Origin of the sequence: Prescottella equi (assembly GCF_020171745.1) — a bacterium.
Taxonomy (GTDB): Bacteria; Actinomycetota; Actinomycetes; order Mycobacteriales; family Mycobacteriaceae; genus Prescottella; species Prescottella equi_A.
In genome coordinates this window covers 167,818-188,435 of the sequence record NZ_JAIVAH010000018.1, presented here as the reverse complement: position 1 = coordinate 188,435, position 20,618 = coordinate 167,818, and the positions used below count along the sequence as shown (strand labels likewise).

The 20,618-nt window shown below is 68.3% G+C and carries 20 protein-coding genes; 13 read left to right on the top strand and 7 right to left on the bottom strand.

Annotation, left to right across the window (positions count from 1 at the left end; all coding sequences use genetic code 11):
* Positions 1-13: 13 nt before the first annotated feature.
* The 3 genes from LCL87_RS15700 to LCL87_RS15690 are packed head-to-tail and all read right to left on the bottom strand — an operon-like array spanning position 14 to position 2,879.
* Positions 14-490, bottom strand: a complete 477-nt coding sequence (locus LCL87_RS15700; protein ID WP_225021193.1) for a DUF4334 domain-containing protein — start codon at positions 488-490, stop codon at positions 14-16.
* On the bottom strand, positions 487-1,620 hold the full coding sequence (locus LCL87_RS15695; protein ID WP_225021191.1) for an NAD(P)-dependent alcohol dehydrogenase: 1,134 nt from the start codon (positions 1,618-1,620) through the stop codon (positions 487-489). The genes LCL87_RS15700 and LCL87_RS15695 overlap by 4 nt, the downstream gene beginning before the upstream one ends.
* Complete coding sequence (locus tag LCL87_RS15690; protein WP_225021189.1) at positions 1,617-2,879, bottom strand: TetR/AcrR family transcriptional regulator; 1,263 nt, start codon at positions 2,877-2,879, stop codon at positions 1,617-1,619. The genes LCL87_RS15695 and LCL87_RS15690 overlap by 4 nt, the downstream gene beginning before the upstream one ends.
* Before the next feature lie 274 nt (positions 2,880-3,153).
* Here LCL87_RS15690 and LCL87_RS15685 point away from each other — a divergent pair, with 274 nt between their 5' ends.
* The 13 genes from LCL87_RS15685 (at position 3,154) to LCL87_RS15625 (ending at position 16,719) form a co-directional block, all read left to right on the top strand.
* Positions 3,154-4,137, top strand: a complete 984-nt coding sequence (locus LCL87_RS15685) for an NAD(P)H-dependent flavin oxidoreductase (protein WP_510850781.1) — start codon at positions 3,154-3,156, stop codon at positions 4,135-4,137.
* Positions 4,134-4,916, top strand: a complete 783-nt coding sequence (locus tag LCL87_RS15680; protein ID WP_225021187.1) for an enoyl-CoA hydratase — start codon at positions 4,134-4,136, stop codon at positions 4,914-4,916. Before LCL87_RS15685 ends, LCL87_RS15680 begins: the two co-directional genes overlap by 4 nt.
* 265 nt (positions 4,917-5,181) lie before the next feature.
* Positions 5,182-6,780, top strand: coding sequence for a fatty-acid--CoA ligase FadD5 (gene fadD5, locus LCL87_RS15675; protein WP_225021185.1), 1,599 nt, complete (start codon positions 5,182-5,184; stop codon positions 6,778-6,780).
* A gap of 76 nt (positions 6,781-6,856) precedes the next feature.
* A complete protein-coding gene (locus tag LCL87_RS15670) occupies positions 6,857-7,666 on the top strand; it encodes an ABC transporter permease (protein WP_225021184.1) in 810 nt (269 codons plus the stop codon).
* Positions 7,666-8,523 (top strand): ABC transporter permease, encoded by an 858-nt coding sequence (locus LCL87_RS15665; protein WP_225021182.1) that lies wholly within the window; start codon positions 7,666-7,668, stop codon positions 8,521-8,523. Before LCL87_RS15670 ends, LCL87_RS15665 begins: the two co-directional genes overlap by 1 nt.
* A 1-nt stretch (position 8,524) precedes the next feature.
* Positions 8,525-9,703 (top strand): MCE family protein, encoded by a 1,179-nt coding sequence (locus LCL87_RS15660; protein ID WP_225021180.1) that lies wholly within the window; start codon positions 8,525-8,527, stop codon positions 9,701-9,703.
* Positions 9,700-10,746, top strand: a complete 1,047-nt coding sequence (locus tag LCL87_RS15655) for an MCE family protein (protein ID WP_225021178.1) — start codon at positions 9,700-9,702, stop codon at positions 10,744-10,746. The genes LCL87_RS15660 and LCL87_RS15655 overlap by 4 nt, the downstream gene beginning before the upstream one ends.
* Positions 10,743-11,813, top strand: coding sequence for an MCE family protein (locus LCL87_RS15650; protein ID WP_225021176.1), 1,071 nt, complete (start codon positions 10,743-10,745; stop codon positions 11,811-11,813). Before LCL87_RS15655 ends, LCL87_RS15650 begins: the two co-directional genes overlap by 4 nt.
* Positions 11,810-12,925: an MCE family protein gene (locus LCL87_RS15645; protein WP_225021174.1), complete on the top strand. Its 1,116-nt coding sequence runs from the start codon at positions 11,810-11,812 to the stop codon at positions 12,923-12,925. The genes LCL87_RS15650 and LCL87_RS15645 overlap by 4 nt, the downstream gene beginning before the upstream one ends.
* A complete protein-coding gene (locus tag LCL87_RS15640) occupies positions 12,925-13,962 on the top strand; it encodes an MCE family protein (RefSeq protein ID WP_225021172.1) in 1,038 nt (345 codons plus the stop codon). The genes LCL87_RS15645 and LCL87_RS15640 overlap by 1 nt, the downstream gene beginning before the upstream one ends.
* The gene (locus LCL87_RS15635) at positions 13,959-15,179 is read left to right on the top strand and encodes an MlaD family protein (RefSeq protein WP_225021170.1); all 1,221 of its coding nucleotides are present in this window, start codon (positions 13,959-13,961) and stop codon (positions 15,177-15,179) included. Before LCL87_RS15640 ends, LCL87_RS15635 begins: the two co-directional genes overlap by 4 nt.
* The gene (locus tag LCL87_RS15630; protein WP_225021168.1) at positions 15,166-15,759 is read left to right on the top strand and encodes an Rv1363c family protein; all 594 of its coding nucleotides are present in this window, start codon (positions 15,166-15,168) and stop codon (positions 15,757-15,759) included. The genes LCL87_RS15635 and LCL87_RS15630 overlap by 14 nt, the downstream gene beginning before the upstream one ends.
* Before the next feature lie 57 nt (positions 15,760-15,816).
* Positions 15,817-16,719 (top strand): oxygenase MpaB family protein, encoded by a 903-nt coding sequence (locus LCL87_RS15625; protein ID WP_225021166.1) that lies wholly within the window; start codon positions 15,817-15,819, stop codon positions 16,717-16,719.
* 194 nt (positions 16,720-16,913) lie between these two features.
* On the opposite strand, the gene LCL87_RS15620 is transcribed toward LCL87_RS15625, so the two are convergent.
* The 4 genes from LCL87_RS15620 to LCL87_RS15605 form a co-directional block, all read right to left on the bottom strand.
* Positions 16,914-17,915, bottom strand: coding sequence for a hypothetical protein (locus LCL87_RS15620; protein ID WP_225021165.1), 1,002 nt, complete (start codon positions 17,913-17,915; stop codon positions 16,914-16,916).
* A 100-nt stretch (positions 17,916-18,015) separates the two neighbouring features.
* Complete coding sequence (locus tag LCL87_RS15615) at positions 18,016-18,729, bottom strand: glutamine amidotransferase (protein ID WP_225021163.1); 714 nt, start codon at positions 18,727-18,729, stop codon at positions 18,016-18,018.
* The gene (locus tag LCL87_RS15610) at positions 18,722-19,978 is read right to left on the bottom strand and encodes a MurT ligase domain-containing protein (RefSeq protein WP_225021161.1); all 1,257 of its coding nucleotides are present in this window, start codon (positions 19,976-19,978) and stop codon (positions 18,722-18,724) included. The genes LCL87_RS15615 and LCL87_RS15610 overlap by 8 nt, the downstream gene beginning before the upstream one ends.
* A gap of 126 nt (positions 19,979-20,104) precedes the next feature.
* Positions 20,105-20,485 carry a PLDc N-terminal domain-containing protein gene (locus tag LCL87_RS15605; protein ID WP_225021160.1) on the bottom strand — a complete coding sequence of 127 codons (381 nt, stop codon included), beginning with the start codon at positions 20,483-20,485 and terminating at the stop codon, positions 20,105-20,107.
* Positions 20,486-20,618 lie beyond the last annotated feature (133 nt).

Here is a 20,618-nt window from a genome sequence, read left to right as displayed (position 1 = left end):
GGGCGCCCCGGCGTCAGAGCGCGACGTCCCGCTCCAACCCGAACCAGAAATGCTCGTCGCCGTCGAACACCAGCTTGCCCTTGCCGTTCATCACGCCGATGACGGTGTCGTCGTCGACCTTCTTGAAGTGGTCGAACACCGGCATGCCGTCGTAGACCATCGTTGCGGTCACCTCCCCGCGGAACAGCACCTCCCACAGGCTCGCCTCGCCGTGGCCGGTGCCGATGTCGGAGAACAGCTGTCCGTCCTCGCCGCGGCACAGCAGCGGTTGCACGTCGGACTCGCTCGCGAAGGCCTTGCCGTACCAGTGGGCGTGCTCGAGCAGCGCACTCGTCCGGTGTCCGGTGTCGAAGGCGAATCCCCGCCAGCGGTACCCGATGAGGTCCCGTGGCCGGCACGGCGCCAGCCGCTCCCAGAGCGCGTCCAGTTCCCGCGGATCGATCCGATCGGTGCGCGTCCGCAGCGCCGTGACCTCGTCCCGTACGTTCATGCTCGTCCTCCGGTGTCGTTGTCCGCGAACGTGAGTACCGCCTTGACCACCTCTCCGGACCGTGTCGCGGCCACCGCGTCGTCGATCCGGTCGATCGGGAACGTTCGTACCAGCTTCTCGACGGGAAAGCGACCCTGACGCCACAGGTCGACCAGCTTCGGCAGGAAGGTCAGCGGATCGGCGTCGCCCTCGATGACCCCGGTGAGGGTCCGTCCGTACAGGAGATGGCCCTGGTCGATCGTGATCGGATTGCGCCCAGGGCGCAGGCCGAGAGTCGCGCAGGTGCCCGGCGGGCGCAGTGACGACAGTGCCTGACGGACAACCTGTTCGGTACCGACCGATTCCACGGCGAAATCGACGCCACCGCCGGACTCCCGGCGCACCGCGCGCCCGACGTCGTCCACGTCGACCGGGGACAGTGCTGCGGTCGCACCGAGTTCGAGGGCGAGCTTTCGGCGCGCCGGGAGGGGATCGATGGCGACGACGGTCTCGCATCCGGCGACCCGTGCGGCCATGATCGCGGCCATCCCCACGGCGCCGAGTCCGAACACTGCGATAGCGGACCCGGGGTCCGGGCGCAGCACGTTGAGCACGGTGCCGGCCCCGGTCTGCAGCCCGCAGCCGAGCGGACCCGCGAGCGCGACGGGTACGTCCCGGGGGAGACGCACCGCGTTGCGGGCGGACGCCACCGCGTACGACGCCATCGACGACTGACCGAACCAGTTGCCGTGCAGCGCAGCTCCATCCGCGGTTGTGAGCGTGGTAGTGCCGTCGACTCGGGTACCCCCGTGATTCAGTGCGGCGGAGTTCTCGCAGTAGGAGGGCCGTCCCCTCGTGCAGTTGCGGCAGCGTCGGCACGAGTCGAAGCCGAGGACCACGTGGTCGCCGGGCGCGAGTCCGGTCACCGCGGCGCCGACGGCCTCGAGCACCCCGGACCCCTCGTGGCCCAGCACCGCGGGCAGCGGGAACGGGACACCACCGTCGGCGGCCGTGAGGTCGGTGTGGCAGATGCCCACACCATGGATGCGCACCAGTACCTCGTCGTCGCGAATCTCGGGCACCCGGACGGATTCGAGTCGAAGGGGCTCACCGTGCGCGCGCAGTACCGCGGCGGTGGCCGACACGCTCACGTGTCGCCCGCCTCGCCGAACAGCGTCACGAGCATGAGCTGCTGGACTCGGGCTTCATTGGCTGCGGTCGGCTCGAAGTGCATCACGCGCCCGACGTCGAGAACCAGGCTGAGTGCCGCGTGGACGAGGAAGCGGCATTCGGGCGCGGACAGATCGGGCCGGGCCTCGCCGAGCAGTAGCGCCCATTCTTCGACATTGAGTCGCTGGGTGTTTCGAAGAGCGGTGCGCTCGGGCGCCGGCAGGCTCCCGATCTCCGCGAAGTACACGCTCATCAGTTCGGACTGCGCGAACGACAGGCGTACGTAGACCTCGACGAGGGACTCGAGAGCCTGCCGGGGGGTGTCGGAATCGCCGAGCGCGGTGCTCACCGCGACGGCGAGTCGCTCTGCCGCGCGATGGAATGCCGCGGCCAGTAGATCCGACTTGCTCGAGAAGTGGCGGTAGACCCCGGAGGCATTGATGCCGGCGGCATTGCCGATGTCCTCGATGCTCACCTCGTGGTATCCGCGTGCCTCGAACAGCAGGATCGCCTCGTTGAGCACGACTTCCCGCTTGTTGGACAACGGGATTCCGGAATTTCGTGTGTGCGTGCCGGCGGGTTGCGTGTCGGCGGGAAGGTCGGTGCGCGCGATCGATCGGCACACGCCGAGCAGGAGGCGTTCGAGTCGCCGCACCGGCAACGTGGCCCGATGAACGGTGATGCTCCCGATGGCGCCGAGGATCGCGACGCAGATCTGTACCGAATCTCGATGGGCGATATCGGGCCTGATCTCTTCGAGCGTCGCGCCGATGCGACGGTTGACGGCCTCGATGGCATCCAGGACCGCCGCGCGGTCCGGTGGTTCGAGATAGCGACTCTCCCATCGGTAGAGCCCGGCCGTCCGGCGATTGGCGACGGTGGTCCGGACGGCGGCGAGGATCTGGTGGTCCAGCCGTTCGACCGGGTCGGTGACCACCTCGGCATCGTCCTGAGCGACGGCATTCGCCAGCGCTGTGGCGAGATCCGTTGCAGCCTGGGAGAACAGTGCGTACTTGTTCGGAAAATGGCGATACAGGGCGGGTCCGGAGATACCGACGGTCGAGGCGATCTCGTCGATGCTGACACCGTGGTAGCCGCGCTCGGTGAAGGCCTCGGCGGCCACCGCTGCGATCTGAGCCTTCCGGTTCTTGGGCCGGCGTCGAACCTCGGCAGCGGGCATGTGCTGCACGTCGATGCGAACGCGCCCAGCGCGGGTTCCGGTCTTGGTCCGCTCCGTCACCGAACCTCCTGACGCGTGGGGACTGGTGCCGGAAGTGTAGCCCACAGGTGAGCGGCGGTGACCCCGGTTCGCGATTCAAATTGCTCCGTCGGGCAATTCAATTCGCCTGCAGGCGAGGGGTTGACAAACGAGTCGATCATCACGAAAGTTAACGCCGATTCTTGCACTGGTCCGGCCCGATCGCGTTGGCCGGGCGCTTCACCTCTCGGCTGTTCTCCAGCCACAGTTCCGCGCCAGGCTCTTGAACCTGATCCAGGGATCCGAGGAGGTCCATGTGAGAACCCGCTTCACGGAGATGTTCGGAGTGCGTCACCCCATCGTCCAGGGCGGAATGATGTGGGTGGGCCGGGCCGAGCTGGTCGCGGCAGTGGCCGAAGCCGGTGCGCTCGGGTTCCTCACCGCGCTCACCCAGCCGACGCCGGGTGATCTCGCGAAGGAGATCGAGCGGACCCGGCGCCTCACCGACGAGCCGTTCGGCGTCAATCTCACGATTCTGCCGTCGATCTCGCCGCCGCCGTACGCGGAGTACCGGCAGGTGATCATCGATGCCGGGATCAAGATCGTGGAGACGGCCGGTGCGAATCCTGTGGAGCACTTGCCGCACTTCAAGGACGCCGGCGTCAAGGTCATCCACAAGTGCACCAGTGTGCGGCACGCACTCAAAGCCGAGCGGATCGGCGTGGACGCCGTCAGCATCGACGGCTTCGAGTGCGCGGGGCATCCCGGTGAGGACGACGTACCCGGGCTGGTGCTCATCCCCGCTGCCACGCGCCGGCTGAGCATCCCGGTCATCGCTTCCGGGGGAATCGCGGACGCGCGGGGTCTGGTCGCGGCGCTCGCGCTCGGAGCCGACGGTGTCAACATGGGAACCCGCTTCATGTGCACGGTGGAATCGCCGGTGGCGCAGGAGGTCAAGGAGCAAATCGTCGCCAACAGCGAGCTGGACACGCGATTGATCTTCCGGACGCTTCGAAACACGGCACGCGTCGCGGCGAACACGGTCAGCGCCGAGGTGGTCGACATCGAGTCCCGCGGTTGCGAGTTCGGTGACATCGCGGATCTGGTTGCGGGAGCGCGAGGCAGGCGAGTCTTCGAGCAGGGTGACCTGGACGCGGGCATCTGGACCGCGGGGCAGAGCCAGGGGTTGATCGAGGACATTCCCACGTGCGACGACCTGGTTCGACGGATGATCGGAGAAGCCGAGGCGATCATCCGTGACCGGCTCGCCGGCTCGATCGAGGAAGGGGCTCGGGTATGACCACGACGACGGGCGATGGCTTGCGACGGGAACTGCGGGAATCCGTTCTCGAGCTGACGATCTCACGACCCGGACGGATGAATGCCGTCGACATGTCGACGATGCGTGAGCTCGGCGCGGCGATTCGCGAAGCAGGGCGCGACCCGAGCGTGCGATCCATCCTGATCACCGGCGTCGGATCGGCCTTCTGCACGGGCGCCGATCTGGCCGCCGCCGCAGTGAATCCGGCCGATCCCGGAGTCGTCATGGACGTTGCCAACGAGGTGATCCGGGCGATCGTCGAGGTGCCGGTGCCGGTCGTCGCGGCGGTCAACGGTCCGGCTGCCGGGGTGGGGGTGTCGATCGCGCTCGCGGCCGATCTGACGTATGCGGCCGACAGTGCGTACTTCCTGCTCGCGTTCGTCGGCATCGGGCTCATGCCCGACGGCGGGTCGAGCGTCCTCGTCTCGGCGTCGATCGGGCGGGCGAAGGCCGCCGAGCTGGCGTTGCTCGGGGAGCGACTGCCCGCAGCCGAGGCGGATCGATTGGGACTGGTGTCGAGGACGCTGCCGGACGGCGAACTGCTCGACCATGCTCGGGGCGTGGCCGCCAGGCTCGCGGCGGGCCCGCGTCGCGCCCTCGAACTCACCAAGCGTGCGCTCGCGGCCGGCACGCTCGACGCGCTCGACGACGCGCTCGAACGGGAGAAGGCAGGGCAGACGGAACTGCTCGCCTCCGCGGACTTCGCGGAAGGCGCCGCGGCGATGTTGCAGAAGCGGACCCCGCGCTACAGCGGCTAGCGGAATCCGCATCCACATTCGGCGTCCCGCAACCGGCGCGCGCGTTCTCGAGCCACACCAGGGTGCGAGTCCGAAAAACACAGGCAGGGAACTGTGTCGGTGCGATCCGGGCCCATGATCGCCGGACCGTCGTCGTGGTCGTCTGCTCGAGAATCGCAATTAACAAAACGCGTATCGAAACTGCTCAAAGCATGTAATCTGCCTCACATCGAACCACGGGTCCGGTCAGGTCGGGAGGACCCGCCACGCACGAGAGGAACCCTCGATGGTCACTTCCGCTGCTGTGCCCGCCGCCTCGCTCGAGGCGCAGCGATCGCGTCGAACCAACTGGAACAACCAGGTGGCCCGGCACGCCCGCATGATCCCGGACCGTCCGGCGCTGCGCTTCCAGGGCGCGTCGATCACGTGGTCCACCCTGCACGATCGGGTCGAACGCCTTGCCGGCGCGCTCTCTCGCCGCGGCGTCGGATTCGGTGATCGGGTGCTGATCCTGATGCTGAACCGGCCCGAGTACCTCGAGGCCGTGCTCGCGGCCAATGCGCTCGGCGCGATCGCGGTACCCGTGAACTTCCGCATGACCGTCCCGGAGGTGGCGTTCCTGGTGCGCGACAGCGGTGCCCGCGCCGTCGTCGCCGATACGACACTCGCCCCGCTCGCCGCCGCTGTCGGTGCCGAGACCGGCGCCCTGGAGCTGTCCGTCACAGTCGGTGCGGAGACGGCGGGAGACATTCTCGGATACGAGGATCTGATCGCCGAGACGGGCACTCCCCGTGCGGCACTGGATGTCCCGGACGACACCCCCGCGCTCATCATGTACACGTCCGGCACCACGGGCCGGCCCAAGGGCGCGGTGCTGACCCACAGCAACATGGAGGCGCAGGCGCTCACGTGTATCCGCGCGTTCCAGCTGAATCGCTCGGACGACATCGGATTCTGCGCATCGCCGATGTTCCACATCGCAGCGCTGGGGTCGATGGCGCCGAGTCTCATGCTCGGCCTCACCACGGTGATCTACCCGGTCGGCGCCTTCGATCCCGAGACGCTCCTCGACGTTCTCGAGGAGGAGCAGGTCACCACGCTGTTCCTCGTGCCGGTGCAGTGGCAGGCGGTGTGCGCGGTGCAGCAGGCGCAACCACGAAAGCTGAAGTTGCGCGGTATTTCCTGGGGTGCAGCGCCCGCATCGGACACGGTCCTGCGGGCGATGGCCGAGACCTTCCCGGACGCGTCGAACGTCGCGGTGTTCGGGCAGACCGAGATGTCGCCGATCACGTGCGTGCTCGACGGTGAGGACGCGCTCCGCAAGCTGGGCTCGGTCGGCCGGGTGATCCCGACGGTGCAGGCCCGGGTCGTGGACGACGACATGAACGACGTCGCCCCGGGTGCAGTGGGCGAGATCGTCTACCGGGGTCCGACGATGATGCTCGAGTACTGGCAGAACCCGGCCGCGACCGCGGATGCCTTCCACGGCGGATGGTTCCATTCCGGCGATCTGGTGCGCGTGGACGACGAGGGGTTCGTCTACGTGGTCGACCGCAAGAAGGACATGATCATCTCCGGCGGCGAGAACATCTACTGCGCAGAGGTGGAGAACGCGCTCTTCGCGCACCCGAAGATTCTCGAGGCGGCCGTGATCGGGCGTCCCGACCCCAAGTGGGGGGAGATCCCGGTGGCGGTCGTGGCGTTGCGGCCGGATGCCGGCGGCGACCTCACTCTCGAGGAGCTGCAACCGTTCCTCGACGAGCAGCTGGCCCGGTTCAAGCATCCGAAGGCAGTCGTCTGCGTGGAAGCGCTGCCGCGCAACGCAAGTGGCAAGGTGATCAAGGGCGAGCTGCGGGGCGGGGCATCGTCCGTCGTCCAGGGCTGAGTGTGGGGACTGACGGCGCGCGGTAGGGGCGTGCCGTCAGGTCGACGGTCGATACGGAACTGGGGAGGGCCGGCGCATGACCTACGAACTACCCACCGCGAAGGGGCCGATGCGGGACGTCGCGCTCCAGGGCGGGTATCTCATCGGCTTCTCGGTGCAGGCGATTGTGTCGTTGGCCCGGGCGGTGCTGCGCGGTCGGTTGTCACTCGAGGAAACAGTGAAGCAGACGCTGTTCATCGGCAGGGTCAGCACCGGACCGTCTCTGCTGCTGATGATTCCGATCGGCGTGTTCGTCGCGGTCTCGGTCGGTGAACTGGCCGGTCGGATCGGTGCCGGCGGCTACTCCGGCGCGGTGGTGGCGTTCATCATCGTGGGTCAGGCGTCGGCCCTGGTCTGCGCGTTGATGATGGCGGGCGTCGCCGGATCGGCAATCTGTACGGATCTGGGCTCTCGCAAGATCCGTGAGGAGATCGACGCGATGGAGGTCATGGGCATCGACGTGCTCGAGCGCCTCGTCGCGCCACGGCTGCTGGCCGCTGTGGTGGTGTCGGTGGCGCTGTGCGCGATGGTCACCTTCGGCGGCGTGATGGCCTGCTACCTCTACCACATCTACGTGCAGCATCTGCCCGCCGGAACGTTCCTGGCGACGTTCAGCCAGTACGGCCGCACTTCGGATTTCGTGATGGCGCTCGTGAAGGCCGCGATCTTCGCAGTCACCTCGACGCTCGTGGCGACGTTCCGGGGGTTGCACGCGAAGGGTGGTCCGCGGGGCGTCGCAGACGCCGTCAACGAGGCCGTCGTGATCGCCTTCGCGCTCGTCTTCATCGTCAACACCGCACTGTCCGCGCTGTACACCGTGATCGTCCCGGCCGTGGGAGCGTATTGATGGTTGCCTTCGACACCCGGGTGCGGCTGCGCCGGGCGATGCGGCCGGCATCGGCCGTGCTCGACGGCCTCGCCGACGTCGGCCGGCACGTCACGTTCTTCTTCCGCACCCTGGCTTCGCTGCCGTACGCCGCGACGCGGTATCGCAAGCACGTGCTGGCGCAGATCAGCGAGGTCAGCTTCGGGACCAACTCCGTGCTCTCCGGCGGCGGGACCATCGGGATCGTGTTCGCGATGTCACTCGCGGCCGCGATGATGCTCGGTGTCGAGACCCATCGAGGTCTCGAACTGGTCGGCATGACAACGCTTTCCGGGATGCTGTCGGCCATCGCGAACACCCGCGAACTCGCGCCGGTGGTGGTCGCGATCGCGCTCGCGGCGAAGGTGGGCACCGGCTTCACCGCGCAACTCGGTGCCATGCGGATCTCCGACGAGATCGACGCGCTCGATTCGATGGGCGTGCGGTCGATCCCGTTCCTCGCCGGCACACGGGTGCTGGCAGCGATGGTGTGTGTGCTGCCGATCTTCATGATCGGCCTGCTCGCCAGCTACCTGTCGACCCGGCTGGTGATCGTGGTGTGGGGCGGCGCCTCGGCCGGCACGTACGACTACTTCTTCCATCTGGCGCTGTCACCGGTGGACCTCGTCTACGCCGCGATCAAGGCCATCGTATTCGCGGGTGTGGTTGCGCTGGTGCACTGCTCGTACGGCTACTTCGCGTCGGGCGGTCCGGCAGGCGTGGGGCAGGCGGCGGGGCGGGCGCTGCGCACCGCGATCCTCGCGATCGGGGTGCTGGACGTGCTCATGACGTTCGCACTGTGGGGGCTGGTCCCGACGATCCCCGGGATGGGGGTCTGAGGTGGACGTGTACTCCCGGCGCCGTACCGCATTCGTCCTGCGCGGCGCCGTGGCCGTGCTGGTCGCGGTGGTGGCGGGAACGGCGATGGTGCTGCGGGGAACCGGCCAGCTGCATCGGGATCCTGAGGTACTCGTCGCGATCCCGGCCTCCGCAGGGCTCATCAACGGGGAGGCGCCGGTCCGGTACAGCGGCGTCAACGTCGGACGCATCTCGGGGATCGACTCGGGCACCGAATCGTCGGTCGTCCGCCTGCAGATCGACGCCGGCTCGATAGATCTGATTCCCGCGGCTGTGATGGCGAGAGTGGTTCCTCGGACCTTTTTCGGGGACATCTACATCCAGCTCGTCGACGACCCCTCCGGACAGCCGGGGGAGAGCCTGGCCGACGGCGACGAACTGCGCGCGGACACCGGGCCGGACGCGGTGGCCCTGTACGGGGTCTACACCCGCCTGGTCGACATCCTGGACCGGATGCAGCCGCAGAACATGCAGGTTGCGTTGTCGGCGTTGTCGCACGCGCTCGACGGCCGCGGGGCCACCGTGGGCCGGATCGTCGACCGGCTCGACAGGGCGTCCCAGACCTTGACGCCGGCGGTGCAGACCTTCCTCGACGCGACCCCCGACTTCCGAACCGTGCTGCAGGCATTGAGCACTGTGACACCGGACGTTCTGGCAACGCTGTCGTCGGCCACCGACGTGTCGCAGAGCATGGTCGACAACAAAGATGCATTGAGCGAGACCATCGAGGCCGCAGCAAGTTTCGCTCCGGTGATGGCGGGGTTCGTCGGCGAGCAGCGCGATCGTGTGGTGACCGTGCTCGATTCCGCCGGCACGATCCTGGCGACTACCGCGGCGAACCCGGCCGGCCTGGTCGGCACGCTCGAGGGCGCGCGCACCTTCGGCGCCGCGGGCGCACGCGTGTTCGCCACCGGTCACTTCGACATCACCGCCGTTCCCACGTTCGCGGATCCCCTGCCGTACTCCGCCGCCGACTGTCCCAGCTACGGCGCGCAGGCCGGCAACTGTGGTCCCGCCTCCGTGGCCGGTGGGACGGACGAGCGGCAGGCCCTCCAGGTCATCGAGGAGAGGCTGCTCGGGGACACCGCGGCGGCGCAGAACCCTGCATCCACCTTCATGTTGGGGCCGCTCGTCCGTGGAACGGAGGTGCGGATCCGATGAAGCTGGGATGGGTCCCGATCGCCAAGGTGATCGGATTCTGCGCAGTGGGGGTGGCGTGCGCGTCACTGGTGGCGAACACCCTCTCGGTTCCCGTGCGCGGGGACAGCGAGCGGTACACGGTCGAGTTCACCGACGTCGAGGGCCTCCACGAGGGGAACCCCGTGACGATGTCCGGTGTCCGGGTGGGCCGGGTCGACTCCATCGCTTTCGCGGACGCGGGCGGCGGGACCAGCAAGGCCGTCGTGGGGATCGAGGTGTCGTCGGACTACACCCTGGACCGGAACACCACCGCGGCGGTCCGATACGGCGACATGCTCGGTGCCCGGTACGTGGCCCTGAGTCCGCCGGACGGTGCCGCCGTGCAACCGGTCGCCGGCGTCACCTCCGAGGCCCTCGAACCGGGGGGCGTGATCCCGATCGAACGCACCACCCCGCCGGTCGACCTCACCGCGCTCATGAACGGTTTCCGGCCGCTGTTCGACGCGCTGGACCCGGCCGAGGTCAACACCCTGACCCGCGGATTCGTCGAGACCTTCGACGGGCAGGGCGCCAGCGTATCGACGCTGCTCGACAGGATCGCAACGCTCACCACGGACGTCGCCGACCGGAGCGGAGTGTACGAACAACTTCTCACCAACATGAACGCGTTGATGACGTCCGTCGACCAGCGGCAACCGCAACTCGAGCAGCTCGTCACCGGACTGCGCGACCTGAGCACGTCGGTGGTCGGCAGCAACGACCGTCTCGCCGTCCTGCTCGACGACGGCAACCGCGCCGTCGCCTCTCTCGCGGAAGCACTGGAGCGCTCGCAGGGGGCCTTCGGCGCGTCGATCACCGACCTGAAGTCGGTGACCGACGCATGGATCGCCGACACTCCGGCGTTCGAGCAGTTCGTCGCGAAGATGCCGCAGTTCGCGGACGGGGTCAACCGCATCAGTGCCTACGGCGGATTCGTCAGCCTCTACCTGTGCAACTTCGTTCTGCAGGCAGGCGACCTCGAGGCGAACATCTTCGGCAGTACTCACTCGGAGGTGTGCCGATGATGTTCGTGGTCAAGGTAATCGACGTCGTCGTGGGTGCCTGGCTGTTCGTGGTCCGCGGCGAGCGCCGTCCCGGATCCGGAACCCCGCTCGCGCTCGGAACGATCGGCATCGTGCTGCTGGTCGCGGGTCTCGCGGCGGCGATCGGAATCCCCAAGCTGTGGTATCTGTCCCGGACCAGTCCGTACGCGGCGGAGTTGGCGAACGCGAGCGGTCTGTCCGACGGCGACCCGGTCTACGTCGCCGGCGTTCCCGCCGGGCGGGTCGAGGGAATCGATCTCGCCGGGGATCACGTGCGCGTCGACTTCCGGCTCGACAACGGCCAGCCGCTCGGCAACCGGACCACCGCCTCGGTTCGCCTCGAGACCGTGCTCGGCAAGCGCTACCTGGAGGTGATTCCGGCCGGCGTCGTCAGCGAGGAAGGCGCCGATGCTGCTGCGTCGAACGTCATTCCGCTCGCCCGGACCACGGTTCCGTACAGCCTCGACGACGTCAGCCGGGACGCGACCGATGCGGCCACCCAGATCGACGCGGCATCGCTGGAGGCGATGATGACGACGCTCTCGGAGGTGATGCCGGACGATCCCGAGCAGCTCGGCCGGGCCCTGGCCGGCCTCAGCGGAGCGTCCGCCGTGGTGTCCCGCAATGCCGAACAGATCGACCAGTTGCTCGCGATGTCGCGATCCCTCTCGGACCTCGCTGTTCGACAGGGTGATTCGCTCACCACGACAGTCGCCAACGCGCAGACGATCGTCCGCACCCTCGCGGTGCGCAAGGAGGTACTCACGAAGCTGGTCGAGAACCTGCGCTCGGTGCTGTCGACACTCGCGACCACCTACACCGAGCACGAGGAGGAGTTCGGGCAGATGACGGACAACCTCGTCGCAGTGACCGATACGTTGCAGCGCAACGCCGATCACATCGGACAGATCCTCGACCAGCTTCCGCGGGCGCTGCGCGCGGCCACCGATGCGACGGGCAACGGAACGTGGACGGATGTCACCGCCCCGGCGGCGGTCGTGCCGGACAACATGCTGTGCGCGCTCGGCGTGATGCAGGGGTGCCGATGACCGCCCAGACGCGTCCCCGCAGGATCGGCCGGATCGCCCTGGCGCTGGTCCTGGTGACGGGCGTCGCGGCGGGTGCGTGGTACGTCTTCGCGGGCACCGACCGCACGACAACCGTCCAGGTGGACTTCGCATACGTCAACGGCCTCTACCCGGGCAGCAAGGTGACCGTGCTCGGGGTCCCGGTCGGCACGGTCGAGGAGGTGGTGCCGATGGGCACCTTCGTGCGGGTGACCGCGTCGGTGCCCGAGTCCGTCGACCTACCCGCGGATGCGAATGCGTACGTGCTCAACCCGTCGGTGATCAGTGACCGGCACCTCGAGTTCGGCCCGGCATACCAGGGCGGCCCGACGCTGCAGGACGGCGACGTGATTCCCCTCGACCGCAGCCACGCTCCGATCGACTTCGACGGCCTGATGGGCAGCCTCAGCACCCTCACCGCCGCGCTCGGGCCGGAGGGCGGCGACGCCGGCGAACTGCTGTCGCGGGCCGCGTCGGGCATGCAGGGCCGCGGCGACGACTTCAACCGCGCCGTCCGCGATCTCGGTGCGGCAACCGGTGTCGTGGGAGCGCGGACCGAGGACATCGGCGCCGTCGTCGAGAACCTGAACACGCTGATGGGGCAGCTCGACGAGCGCCAGGTGAGCCTCGATGCACTGGTGTCCGACCTGGCCGTGCTGGGCGACGAATGGTCCGCGCAGGATCTCGACCTGTCCGAGCCGCTGCAGGACCTGGCGACCGTGTTCGATCAGATCAACCGGTTCACCGCCGAGCACGGCGACGACGTGGGTGCGATCTCGCGGAACATGACGGAGCTCGGTGACACGCTGGCCGCGAACCAGCCGGGCCTCGCCGAATTCATGGACCTGGTGCCGCTGCTGATGCAGAACCTGTCGCAGACCGTGGGGCCCGACGACCGCGGCCGCATCCGGCTCAACGTCTCCACCGCGCTGACGCAGTTCGCGGTGGCGCAGCCACTGTGCGCCCAGTACCCGATGCCGCTGTGTACCGGAGCGGGATTCACCAACCCGATCTCCTTCCCGATCAGCGCCTCCGACCCGCTGGGGTTGGCGACGCTGCTCTCGGGCGGGATGGCCCCGGCCGGGGGAAACTGATGCGGCGCGCGGCGTTCGTCGTGGCAGGCCTGGCCGGGACGGTGCTGGTCTCGGGCTGCGGTGCCGGGATCCAGGATCTGCCGCTGGGCCGTTCCGTACCGGGGGAGAACTACACGGTCCACGTGCAACTCGCGCACGCGGACGGACTGCTGATGGGCGCCGACGTGCGGAACGGCCAGCGCGTTATCGGCCGGGTCTCCGACCTGTCGACCGATACCGTCGGTGCAATCGTGGACCTGAGCCTGTCGTCGTCCGTCGCCCTGCCGGACAACGTCGAGGTGGCGGTGGAACTGCCGTCCGCGCTCGGCAGTCCGTTCGTCCGACTGCGCGCGCCCGAACAGCCGTCGGCGGAGAGCCTCGCGGACGGCGACGTGATCGTCGAGTCGCGCACCGAGATCGGGCCGCAGATCGAGAGTGCGCTCGCGGCGCTGGGCACGATCCTCACCGGCAGCGGCTTCGACCAGCTGCAGACCGTGCTCGACGAACTGAACACCGCGTTCGCGGGCCGCCCCCAGCAGGTCCGCGGACTGCTCGACACCGTCACCACACTGACGGGCACCGCGATGGACCACCGTCAGGACTTCGACACCGCGATGCAACTGGCCGCGGATATCTCGAGCCGGTTCGCGGCGCAGCAGCAGACGATCGACGAGTTCCTCGACATCGCACCCGAGGTGACGAACGTACTTGTGGGACAGCGTGAGCGGATCTCGACGTTGCTCGATTCGAGTGCCGAGCTCGCCGGACATGTCGACTTCGTGTTGTCGCAGTCGTCGACCGGGCTCGATGCGATGCTCGGCGACACCGCGACGGTGCTGGCGTCGCTGAGCTCGTTCAACGCGAGCATCGGCGAGACCCTCACCACCATGAACGGTTTCCTCGACAACTTCGGTCGAGCGGCCAAGGGCGACTACCTGATGTTCGACGGCACCCTCGACATTCCCGGCTCCATCGAGAACCTGCTGACCGGAGGCACGGCGGCCCTGCCGGCCGAGGCCGGGTCGCTCCAGTCGCTCCTGTCGGGAGGAATCCGATGAGGCGCATCGTCCTGGTTCAGTTGGTCCTCTTCGCGATCACCGCCGCGGTGGTGGTGCCGTTCGGCATCGCCTACGTCGCGGGGTCCGGGGCATTCCGGGATCCGATCCGGTTGCACGCGAACATGTCCAATGCGCTCGGGCTCACCGCGGGCACCAGCGTCACCTACCGCGGGGTGCAGGTGGGGAAGGTGGCGTCGGTGTCGCTCGACGCCGAGCGGGGCGGCGCCCGGATCGAGTTCGATCTCGACGCGAGCACCCGGATTCCGCGGGACAGCATCGCGAAGGTCGGCATGGGGACCGTCGCAGGCATCCAGAACGTGGACATCTTCCCGAACACCGACGCCGGGCCGTACCTCGAGGACGGCGACGAGCTCGCCGCACCGCAGGACCGGCAGCCGGTCCAAATGGATCGACTGATGGGGGACGCCGCGAAGCTGCTCGCCGGCATCGACCCCGACGACATCGGCACGCTCGGCACCGAACTGGGTGCCTCGTTCGAGGGCCTCGGCCCTACGCTGTCCGGGCTGATCGAGGACGGTGATCGGCTCACCGCGCTGCTCGACGAGCAGGCCCCGCAGTTGCGGTCGCTGCTCGTGCGCAGCGCGAACCTGCTCGGCACGATGTCCGACACCTCGGACGCGTTCGTGCGCGGCACGGGTGCGGCCCGCACGTTCACCGAGCAGTTGGACACCAACAGTCCCGTGCTGGTCTACCTCGTGGACCAATCGCCCGCGGCGCTCGACCGGACCCGGGACCTGTTCGACCGGTACCGCGACACCTTCGGCGCGCTGCTCGCCAACCTCGCCACCGTCACTCCGGTCATTTCGGACCGACGTAACGCTCTCGCCGCCGGACTCGACGAGATCCCCGAGGGGCTCGGCAAACTCGAGTCGATCGTCAAGGGGGATCGGGCGCAGTTCGCGCTCGTCGCGACGCAGGGGCCGGTGTGCAACTACGACACGACTCGGCGTGCCGTCGGGGATCTCAGTCCCACCGAGCCGAACCTCACGCTGTACTGCCCGCCCGGAGAGAACATCGCGCAGCGCGGATCACGAACGGCCCCGCGCCCCGACGATCTCGGGCTGCAGAACGCGACCACGCCGGGAACGGTCATCGGTCCGCCGATGGTGCCGGACCCGATCCTCGTCCCCACCGGGGTCGAGGCGCTCGACCAATGGAATCAACTGCTGGAGGAGCTCGGAAATGGCGAACGATAAGCCCGACAACGACGACACCACCGCTGCACCGGTTGCCACGCTGCCGGATCCCGCGGCGGAGGCCGTGTCGGCGGAGTCGGGCCAGGCTCGACCGGCATCGAGGGCGCCGCGCAGCTTCGGCGTGGTTCCCGTCGCGGTGCTCGCCGCCCTCGCCGTCGTGTTCGCCGCACTCGCCGGCTGGCAGTGGTGGGAGCAGCGGCAGCTGGATACTCTGCGCGACCAGGCCGTCGAGACCACTCGTGACTACGCGCAGACGGTGGCGTCGTTCGACTACCAGAACCTCGATGCAAACCGCGACAAGATCGCCGGGATGTCCACGCCGGAGTTCACCGGCCAGTACAACAAGATGGTCGACGCCCTGCGGAGTCTCGTCACCGACGGGCAGGGACAGGCGACGGCCACGGTCTCGAACATCGGCGTCGAGAGCGTCGACGATTCCCGCGCGGTCGTGCTGGCCTTCGTCGATCAGGAGGCGAAGAATGTGATCGCCCCCGAAGGGAAGTCGCAGAAGTACCGGATGGTCGTGACCCTCGATCGCGACGGCGACCGCTGGATCGTCGACAACGTCGAGACCAAGTAACCGAGACCGAGTAGCCGAGACCAGGTAACTGCGAATCGCGAACGACGAAGGGGATCCATGCCGACCCGCTACCTCGATCTCCCGGGCGCCGAACCACGCCTGACGAACGATCGCACCCGGATCCGCATCGCGACCACGCCGCGCCGCGGGGGACGGCCGGCCAGGATCTCCGACGCGCTCGACTTCTGGTCGTTCGCGGGCGGCGCGGCGAACGTGGTGATGCAGCTGTCGTGGCCGGAGGTGGGGCACGGCGTCGCGGAGAGCAAGGTCGAGTCCGGCAGCCTGGCCAAGCATCCGTGGAAGCGGGCCCGCACCACGTTCACCTACCTGTCGGTGGCGATCCTCGGCTCCGACGACGAGCGCCGGGCGTACCGGGAGGCCGTCAACGGTGCCCACCGGTACGTCCGGTCCGACGAGAACAGCCCGGTGTCCTACAACGCATTCAACCGTGAGCTGCAGTTGTGGGTGGCGGCGTGCCTGTTCATCGGGTTCGAGGACACCCACCAGTTGCTGCACGGGAAGATGACGCCCGACCAGGCCGAGGAGTTCTACCGGTCGTCGTCGACGCTCGGCACCACACTGCAGGTCACCGAGGACATGTGGCCGGCGACGCGGGCCGATTTCGACCGATACTGGAACATCGCCTGCGAGCGAGTCGCAATCGACGACACCGTCCGGAATTACCTGAACAACCTGATCGCGCTGCGGATGGTGCGGTGGCCGTTGCGCTTTGCTTTCGGAGGCCTGCTGCAATTCCTCACCGCCGGCTTCCTGCCTCCGCTGTTCCGCGAGCAACTCGGCATGGAGTGGACCGAGGACGACCGCCGCCGATTCGAGCACCTCTTCATTTTCGTGTCGTTCGTGAACCGGTTCGTTCCCCGGTTCGTGCGGCACCTGCCGAGTCGCGTGCTGATGCGGGATCTGCAACGCCGTATCCGCGCCGGAAAGCGCCTCGTGTAACGCATCGGACGCGAAGTCCGGATTGTGGTCACAACTCGGAAAACTGGAGCTCGAGGCATTGCCGGGCGCTGCCCGCGGGCGTAGGTTCAGTAGTGCGGATCGAGTAAGTAATCGGTAACGGTGAAAGTCTCGTGAAACAGAGATGCGGCCGAGGATGTGAAAGCATTCCCGGCCACACCCCTGTCTGGGGTGTTTTACTCCCGCAGGAGACGTGACAGGGTCCGAGCGTCCTCGATGAGGCTGTCCATCGCGGAGGACGTCAGGGCCTCGCGGTCCGACAACGACTCCGAGGCGAGTCGGTCCGAGACCAACGCGACGTGATGCGGCAGTTCGCTCTCCGTCCGGGTCTGCTCGAGCCAATCCAGCCGCTCCAGCCGCGGATCGAGGTCCCGGATGCCGTCCCGATAGCGGTGCAGGGCCGACACCCGGTCCCGGAGTGCGCGGTGTCGTTCCTCGAGCAGATCGGCGCGCCAGCCGTGTTCGGCCCGCACCTCGGGATCGGTGGCGAGCACTCCGCTCGGTCTCGGCCCCAGGCTGTCGATGGCAGTCCGGAGCGATCGGGCACTCTCGGCGACGGCAGCGACCTCCGCGGACAGATCGATGCGGAGGACGGGCCCGTCGTCGAGTATCTGGTGATGCCACGAACGGCTCGACTCGATCGCGGCTGCCGCGGCGGCGGCCGCGAACGCCAACTGCCCCTGCGGAGTTCGGACCAGTTCCGCCATCGACGACCCGGACGGAGGTCGGGTGTCGTCGCGTGGCGTGTCCATCCAGACGCGAAGCACGGTCTGCCCGTGTTGCTGCGCCGCGAGGCGTCGGCGGGCATCCGCATCCGGCCACGGAATCCGGAACCGCACATCGACCTCGCTCAGCAACGCCCGCGTGCCGGCATCCGAGCCGAAGCGATTGTCGAACTCGGCCCGCGCGACCTGCGGGTCGTCGGGGTGACGCAGGATGCGGCTGTCGAGGAACCGGAAGAACTTGGTGCCGAGCAGATGGTTGCCGTCCGGCGTGCGGCGGTCGAGGAACACCTCGTAGCCGTTGTCGAGAATCGCGACCCGCCCGTCGGCCGTCCACTCGACACAGCGGAGACGGAGCACGTCGTGGGTGACGGCACCGAACTCGTCGGTCTGGCTGTCGCCGAGGATCACGCCCTCCGCCCCGGGAACCAGCCACGACTCAGTCTCGCCAGTCATCGGCGTTCTCCCCTCGCAAGATCCGGCGCTCCGGATGCTAACCGCAGGCCCCGACATCGGGCGCCGGTTCCGGCGGCCGCCCCCGCGCGACGACTCCGACTCAGCGCACCCGCAACCGCTCGCGGCGCAGCAGATCCACCTCGGGCAGATCGAGCGGCGCGAGTTCGTCCACACCGAGGGCCCGCTTCAGCAGCAGGTCGGCCAGTTCCGGGTTCCGCGCGAGCACCGGCCCGTGCATGTAGGTGCCGATCACCGAGCCCTGCGTGACGCCCTCGAGTCCGTCGCCCACACCGTTGCCGACGCCGCGGGTGACGCGTCCCACCGGCTTGGCGTCGGGGCCGAGAGTCGTTCCACCCCGGTGGTTCTCGAAGCCGGACAGGGGAGCGGTGAGACCGTCGATCAGGGGCGTGGTGACGACCTCGCCGATCGAGCGGGTCGCCTGCGGGGAGGTGGTGGCGTCGAGCATCGACACGCCCTCGACCCGCTCGCCCGACGACGTCTCGTACCAGTGTCCGAGGACCTGGATGGCCGCGCAGATCGCCAGCACGGGTGCGCCGCGTTCGGCGGCGCGCTGCAGCCCCGGGTAGGTGGTGAGATGCCGCGTGGCGAGGCGCTGCGCCGAGTCCTCGGCGCCGCCGAGCGTGTAGACGTCGAGTGACTCGGGGACCGGATCGCTGAGCGTGATGTCGACGATCTCGGCGTCGTAGCCGCGCATGCGCAGGCGCTGACGCAGGATCAGGGCGTTGCCGCCGTCGCCGTAGGTGCCCATGACGTCGGGCAGGACCAGGCCGATGCGGACCGTCGACTCAGACATCGCGGCTGTTCTCCTTCGCGATCGCGGTGTTGAGGTCACGGAACGCGGTGTAGTTCGCCAGCACCTCGACCCGTCCGGGCGGGCACGACGCGATCGCGCGCATCGGATCGTGCTCGAGCGTGTGCTCGACGCCCGCGTATCCGAGTCGGACCGCGAGGTCGGTACCGCGTTCACCCGCGGCGACCACCTTGACGCCCTCGAAGTGCTCGAAGCGCACGTCCCACAGCCAGGACAGGTCCTCGCCGTCGGGGACCTGGCCGTTGACCGCGATGACGAGGCCGTCGACGCTGTGGTCGATCATCGACAGCGCCTCCTGCCAGCCGGCCGGGTTCTTCGCCAGCAGCATGTGCACCGAGTGCGCGCCCACCTGGACCGTGCTGTAGCGGCCGGCGACCTCCTCGACGATCGACGCGGCGGCTACGGCGTCCTCGGCCTTCGCGCCCATCGCGACCGCCGCGGCCACGGCCTGCGCCGCATTGCCGCGGTTCGCCTTGCCCGGCAGCGTCAGCTTCATCGGGATCACGAGCCCGTCCGGGCCGTGCAGGTTGTCGTCGTCGAGCCACCAGTCGGGCTCGGGACGCGCGAAGTCGGACCCGGTGCTGCGCCAGTGCGGACCGTCCCACACGATCGGTTCGCCGGTGCGGGGGCAGCTGACCGAGTCGTTGGCCCAGCCGCAGCCGGCGGCGACCCACACCACGTTCTTGCAGTCGTACGCGACCGACGTGACGAGGACGTCGTCGCAGTTCGCGACGACGATCGCGTCGGGATGCTTCTGGAGGCCGGCGCGCAGTGCGCGCTCGATCATGTTGATCTCGCCGACCCGGTCGAGCTGGTCGCGGCTGAGATTCAGCAGCACCACGACCTCGGGGTTCACCGCGTCGGACACGTGCGGCACGTGCAGCTCGTCCACCTCGAGCGCCGCCAGCGGGGCGTCCGGACGGGCGGTGAGCGCGGCGACGATGCCGGCATCCATGTTGGCGCCGTCGGCCTGGGTGGCGACCTCGTCGAGGGTCGCGAGGGCGGCCGCCGTCATTCGGGTGGTGGTGGACTTGCCGTTGGTGCCGGTGATGACCACGGTGCGCCGTCCACGCCCGAGCTGCTGCATGAGCGTCGGGTCGATCTTCAGCGCGATGAGGCCACCGATCATCGACCCCTTGCCGCGTCCGGCCTTCTGCGACGCCCAGGCCGCGGCGGCGGCGGCGCGCATCGCGAGGCGTCCACGCAGGTTGATACGAGTGCTGGTTCCCACGTGACGAGTTTTCCACAGGTCCGTGTGGGCCGTCGTCCGGTGCTGCGGTGCCGCTCCGGAAACGGCGATGCCGCGCCCCCGATCGGGAGCGCGGCATCGCGAAGAGCGGAGCGGCGAGTGCCAGGGTCAGCCGGCGAGGGCCTTCGCCTTGAGCGACTCGAATTCCGTCTGCGTGATCGTGCCCGCGTCGAGGAGGGCCTTCGCGTCGGCGATCTGTTCGGGGCCGGACTTACCCGCGACGTTGCGGATGTAGGCGTCCTGCGCGCTCTGCATGTCGTGGGCGGCGCGGATCGAGCGCTTCGTCATGTTGTCGCCGTTGACGATGAGATAGATCAGCGCGGTGATGAACGGCAGGATGATCAGGAAGACCACCCAGATCGCCTTGACCCAGCCGGATGTCTTGTGGTCGCGGAACAGGTCCGTGATGATCGAGAACAACAGCATCAGGTACGCGACGAACGCGAAACTGACGAGAATCACCCAGAGAAAATCCCAGAAAGAGTCCATCTGTAGAGCTCCATTCACGTGTCCTGTCGAAAGTGCACCTGACTTTGACACATCGGACGCCACAATTGGCTCATTCGCCGCGGATGAAATCCACGTCACTTCCGAATCCCGCGTTTTGCGCACTTATCGCGCT

What these genes read in the sequence shown, in the direction of transcription:
- LCL87_RS15640 (WP_225021172.1), top strand. Translation starts at nt 12,925, where the DNA reads ATGCGGCGCGCGGCGTTCGTCGTGGCAGGCCTGGCCGGGACGGTGCTG.
- LCL87_RS15615 (WP_225021163.1), bottom strand. Translation starts at nt 18,729, where the DNA reads ATGTCTGAGTCGACGGTCCGCATCGGCCTGGTCCTGCCCGACGTCATG.
- LCL87_RS15605 (WP_225021160.1), bottom strand. Translation starts at nt 20,485, where the DNA reads ATGGACTCTTTCTGGGATTTTCTCTGGGTGATTCTCGTCAGTTTCGCG.
- LCL87_RS15630 (WP_225021168.1), top strand. Translation starts at nt 15,166, where the DNA reads ATGGCGAACGATAAGCCCGACAACGACGACACCACCGCTGCACCGGTT.
- LCL87_RS15670 (WP_225021184.1), top strand. Translation starts at nt 6,857, where the DNA reads ATGACCTACGAACTACCCACCGCGAAGGGGCCGATGCGGGACGTCGCG.
- fadD5 (WP_225021185.1), top strand. Translation starts at nt 5,182, where the DNA reads ATGGTCACTTCCGCTGCTGTGCCCGCCGCCTCGCTCGAGGCGCAGCGA.
- LCL87_RS15655 (WP_225021178.1), top strand. Translation starts at nt 9,700, where the DNA reads ATGAAGCTGGGATGGGTCCCGATCGCCAAGGTGATCGGATTCTGCGCA.
- LCL87_RS15645 (WP_225021174.1), top strand. Translation starts at nt 11,810, where the DNA reads ATGACCGCCCAGACGCGTCCCCGCAGGATCGGCCGGATCGCCCTGGCG.
- LCL87_RS15680 (WP_225021187.1), top strand. Translation starts at nt 4,134, where the DNA reads ATGACCACGACGACGGGCGATGGCTTGCGACGGGAACTGCGGGAATCC.
- LCL87_RS15650 (WP_225021176.1), top strand. Translation starts at nt 10,743, where the DNA reads ATGATGTTCGTGGTCAAGGTAATCGACGTCGTCGTGGGTGCCTGGCTG.
- LCL87_RS15620 (WP_225021165.1), bottom strand. Translation starts at nt 17,915, where the DNA reads ATGACTGGCGAGACTGAGTCGTGGCTGGTTCCCGGGGCGGAGGGCGTG.
- LCL87_RS15625 (WP_225021166.1), top strand. Translation starts at nt 15,817, where the DNA reads ATGCCGACCCGCTACCTCGATCTCCCGGGCGCCGAACCACGCCTGACG.
- LCL87_RS15700 (WP_225021193.1), bottom strand. Translation starts at nt 490, where the DNA reads ATGAACGTACGGGACGAGGTCACGGCGCTGCGGACGCGCACCGATCGG.
- LCL87_RS15635 (WP_225021170.1), top strand. Translation starts at nt 13,959, where the DNA reads ATGAGGCGCATCGTCCTGGTTCAGTTGGTCCTCTTCGCGATCACCGCC.
- LCL87_RS15665 (WP_225021182.1), top strand. Translation starts at nt 7,666, where the DNA reads ATGGTTGCCTTCGACACCCGGGTGCGGCTGCGCCGGGCGATGCGGCCG.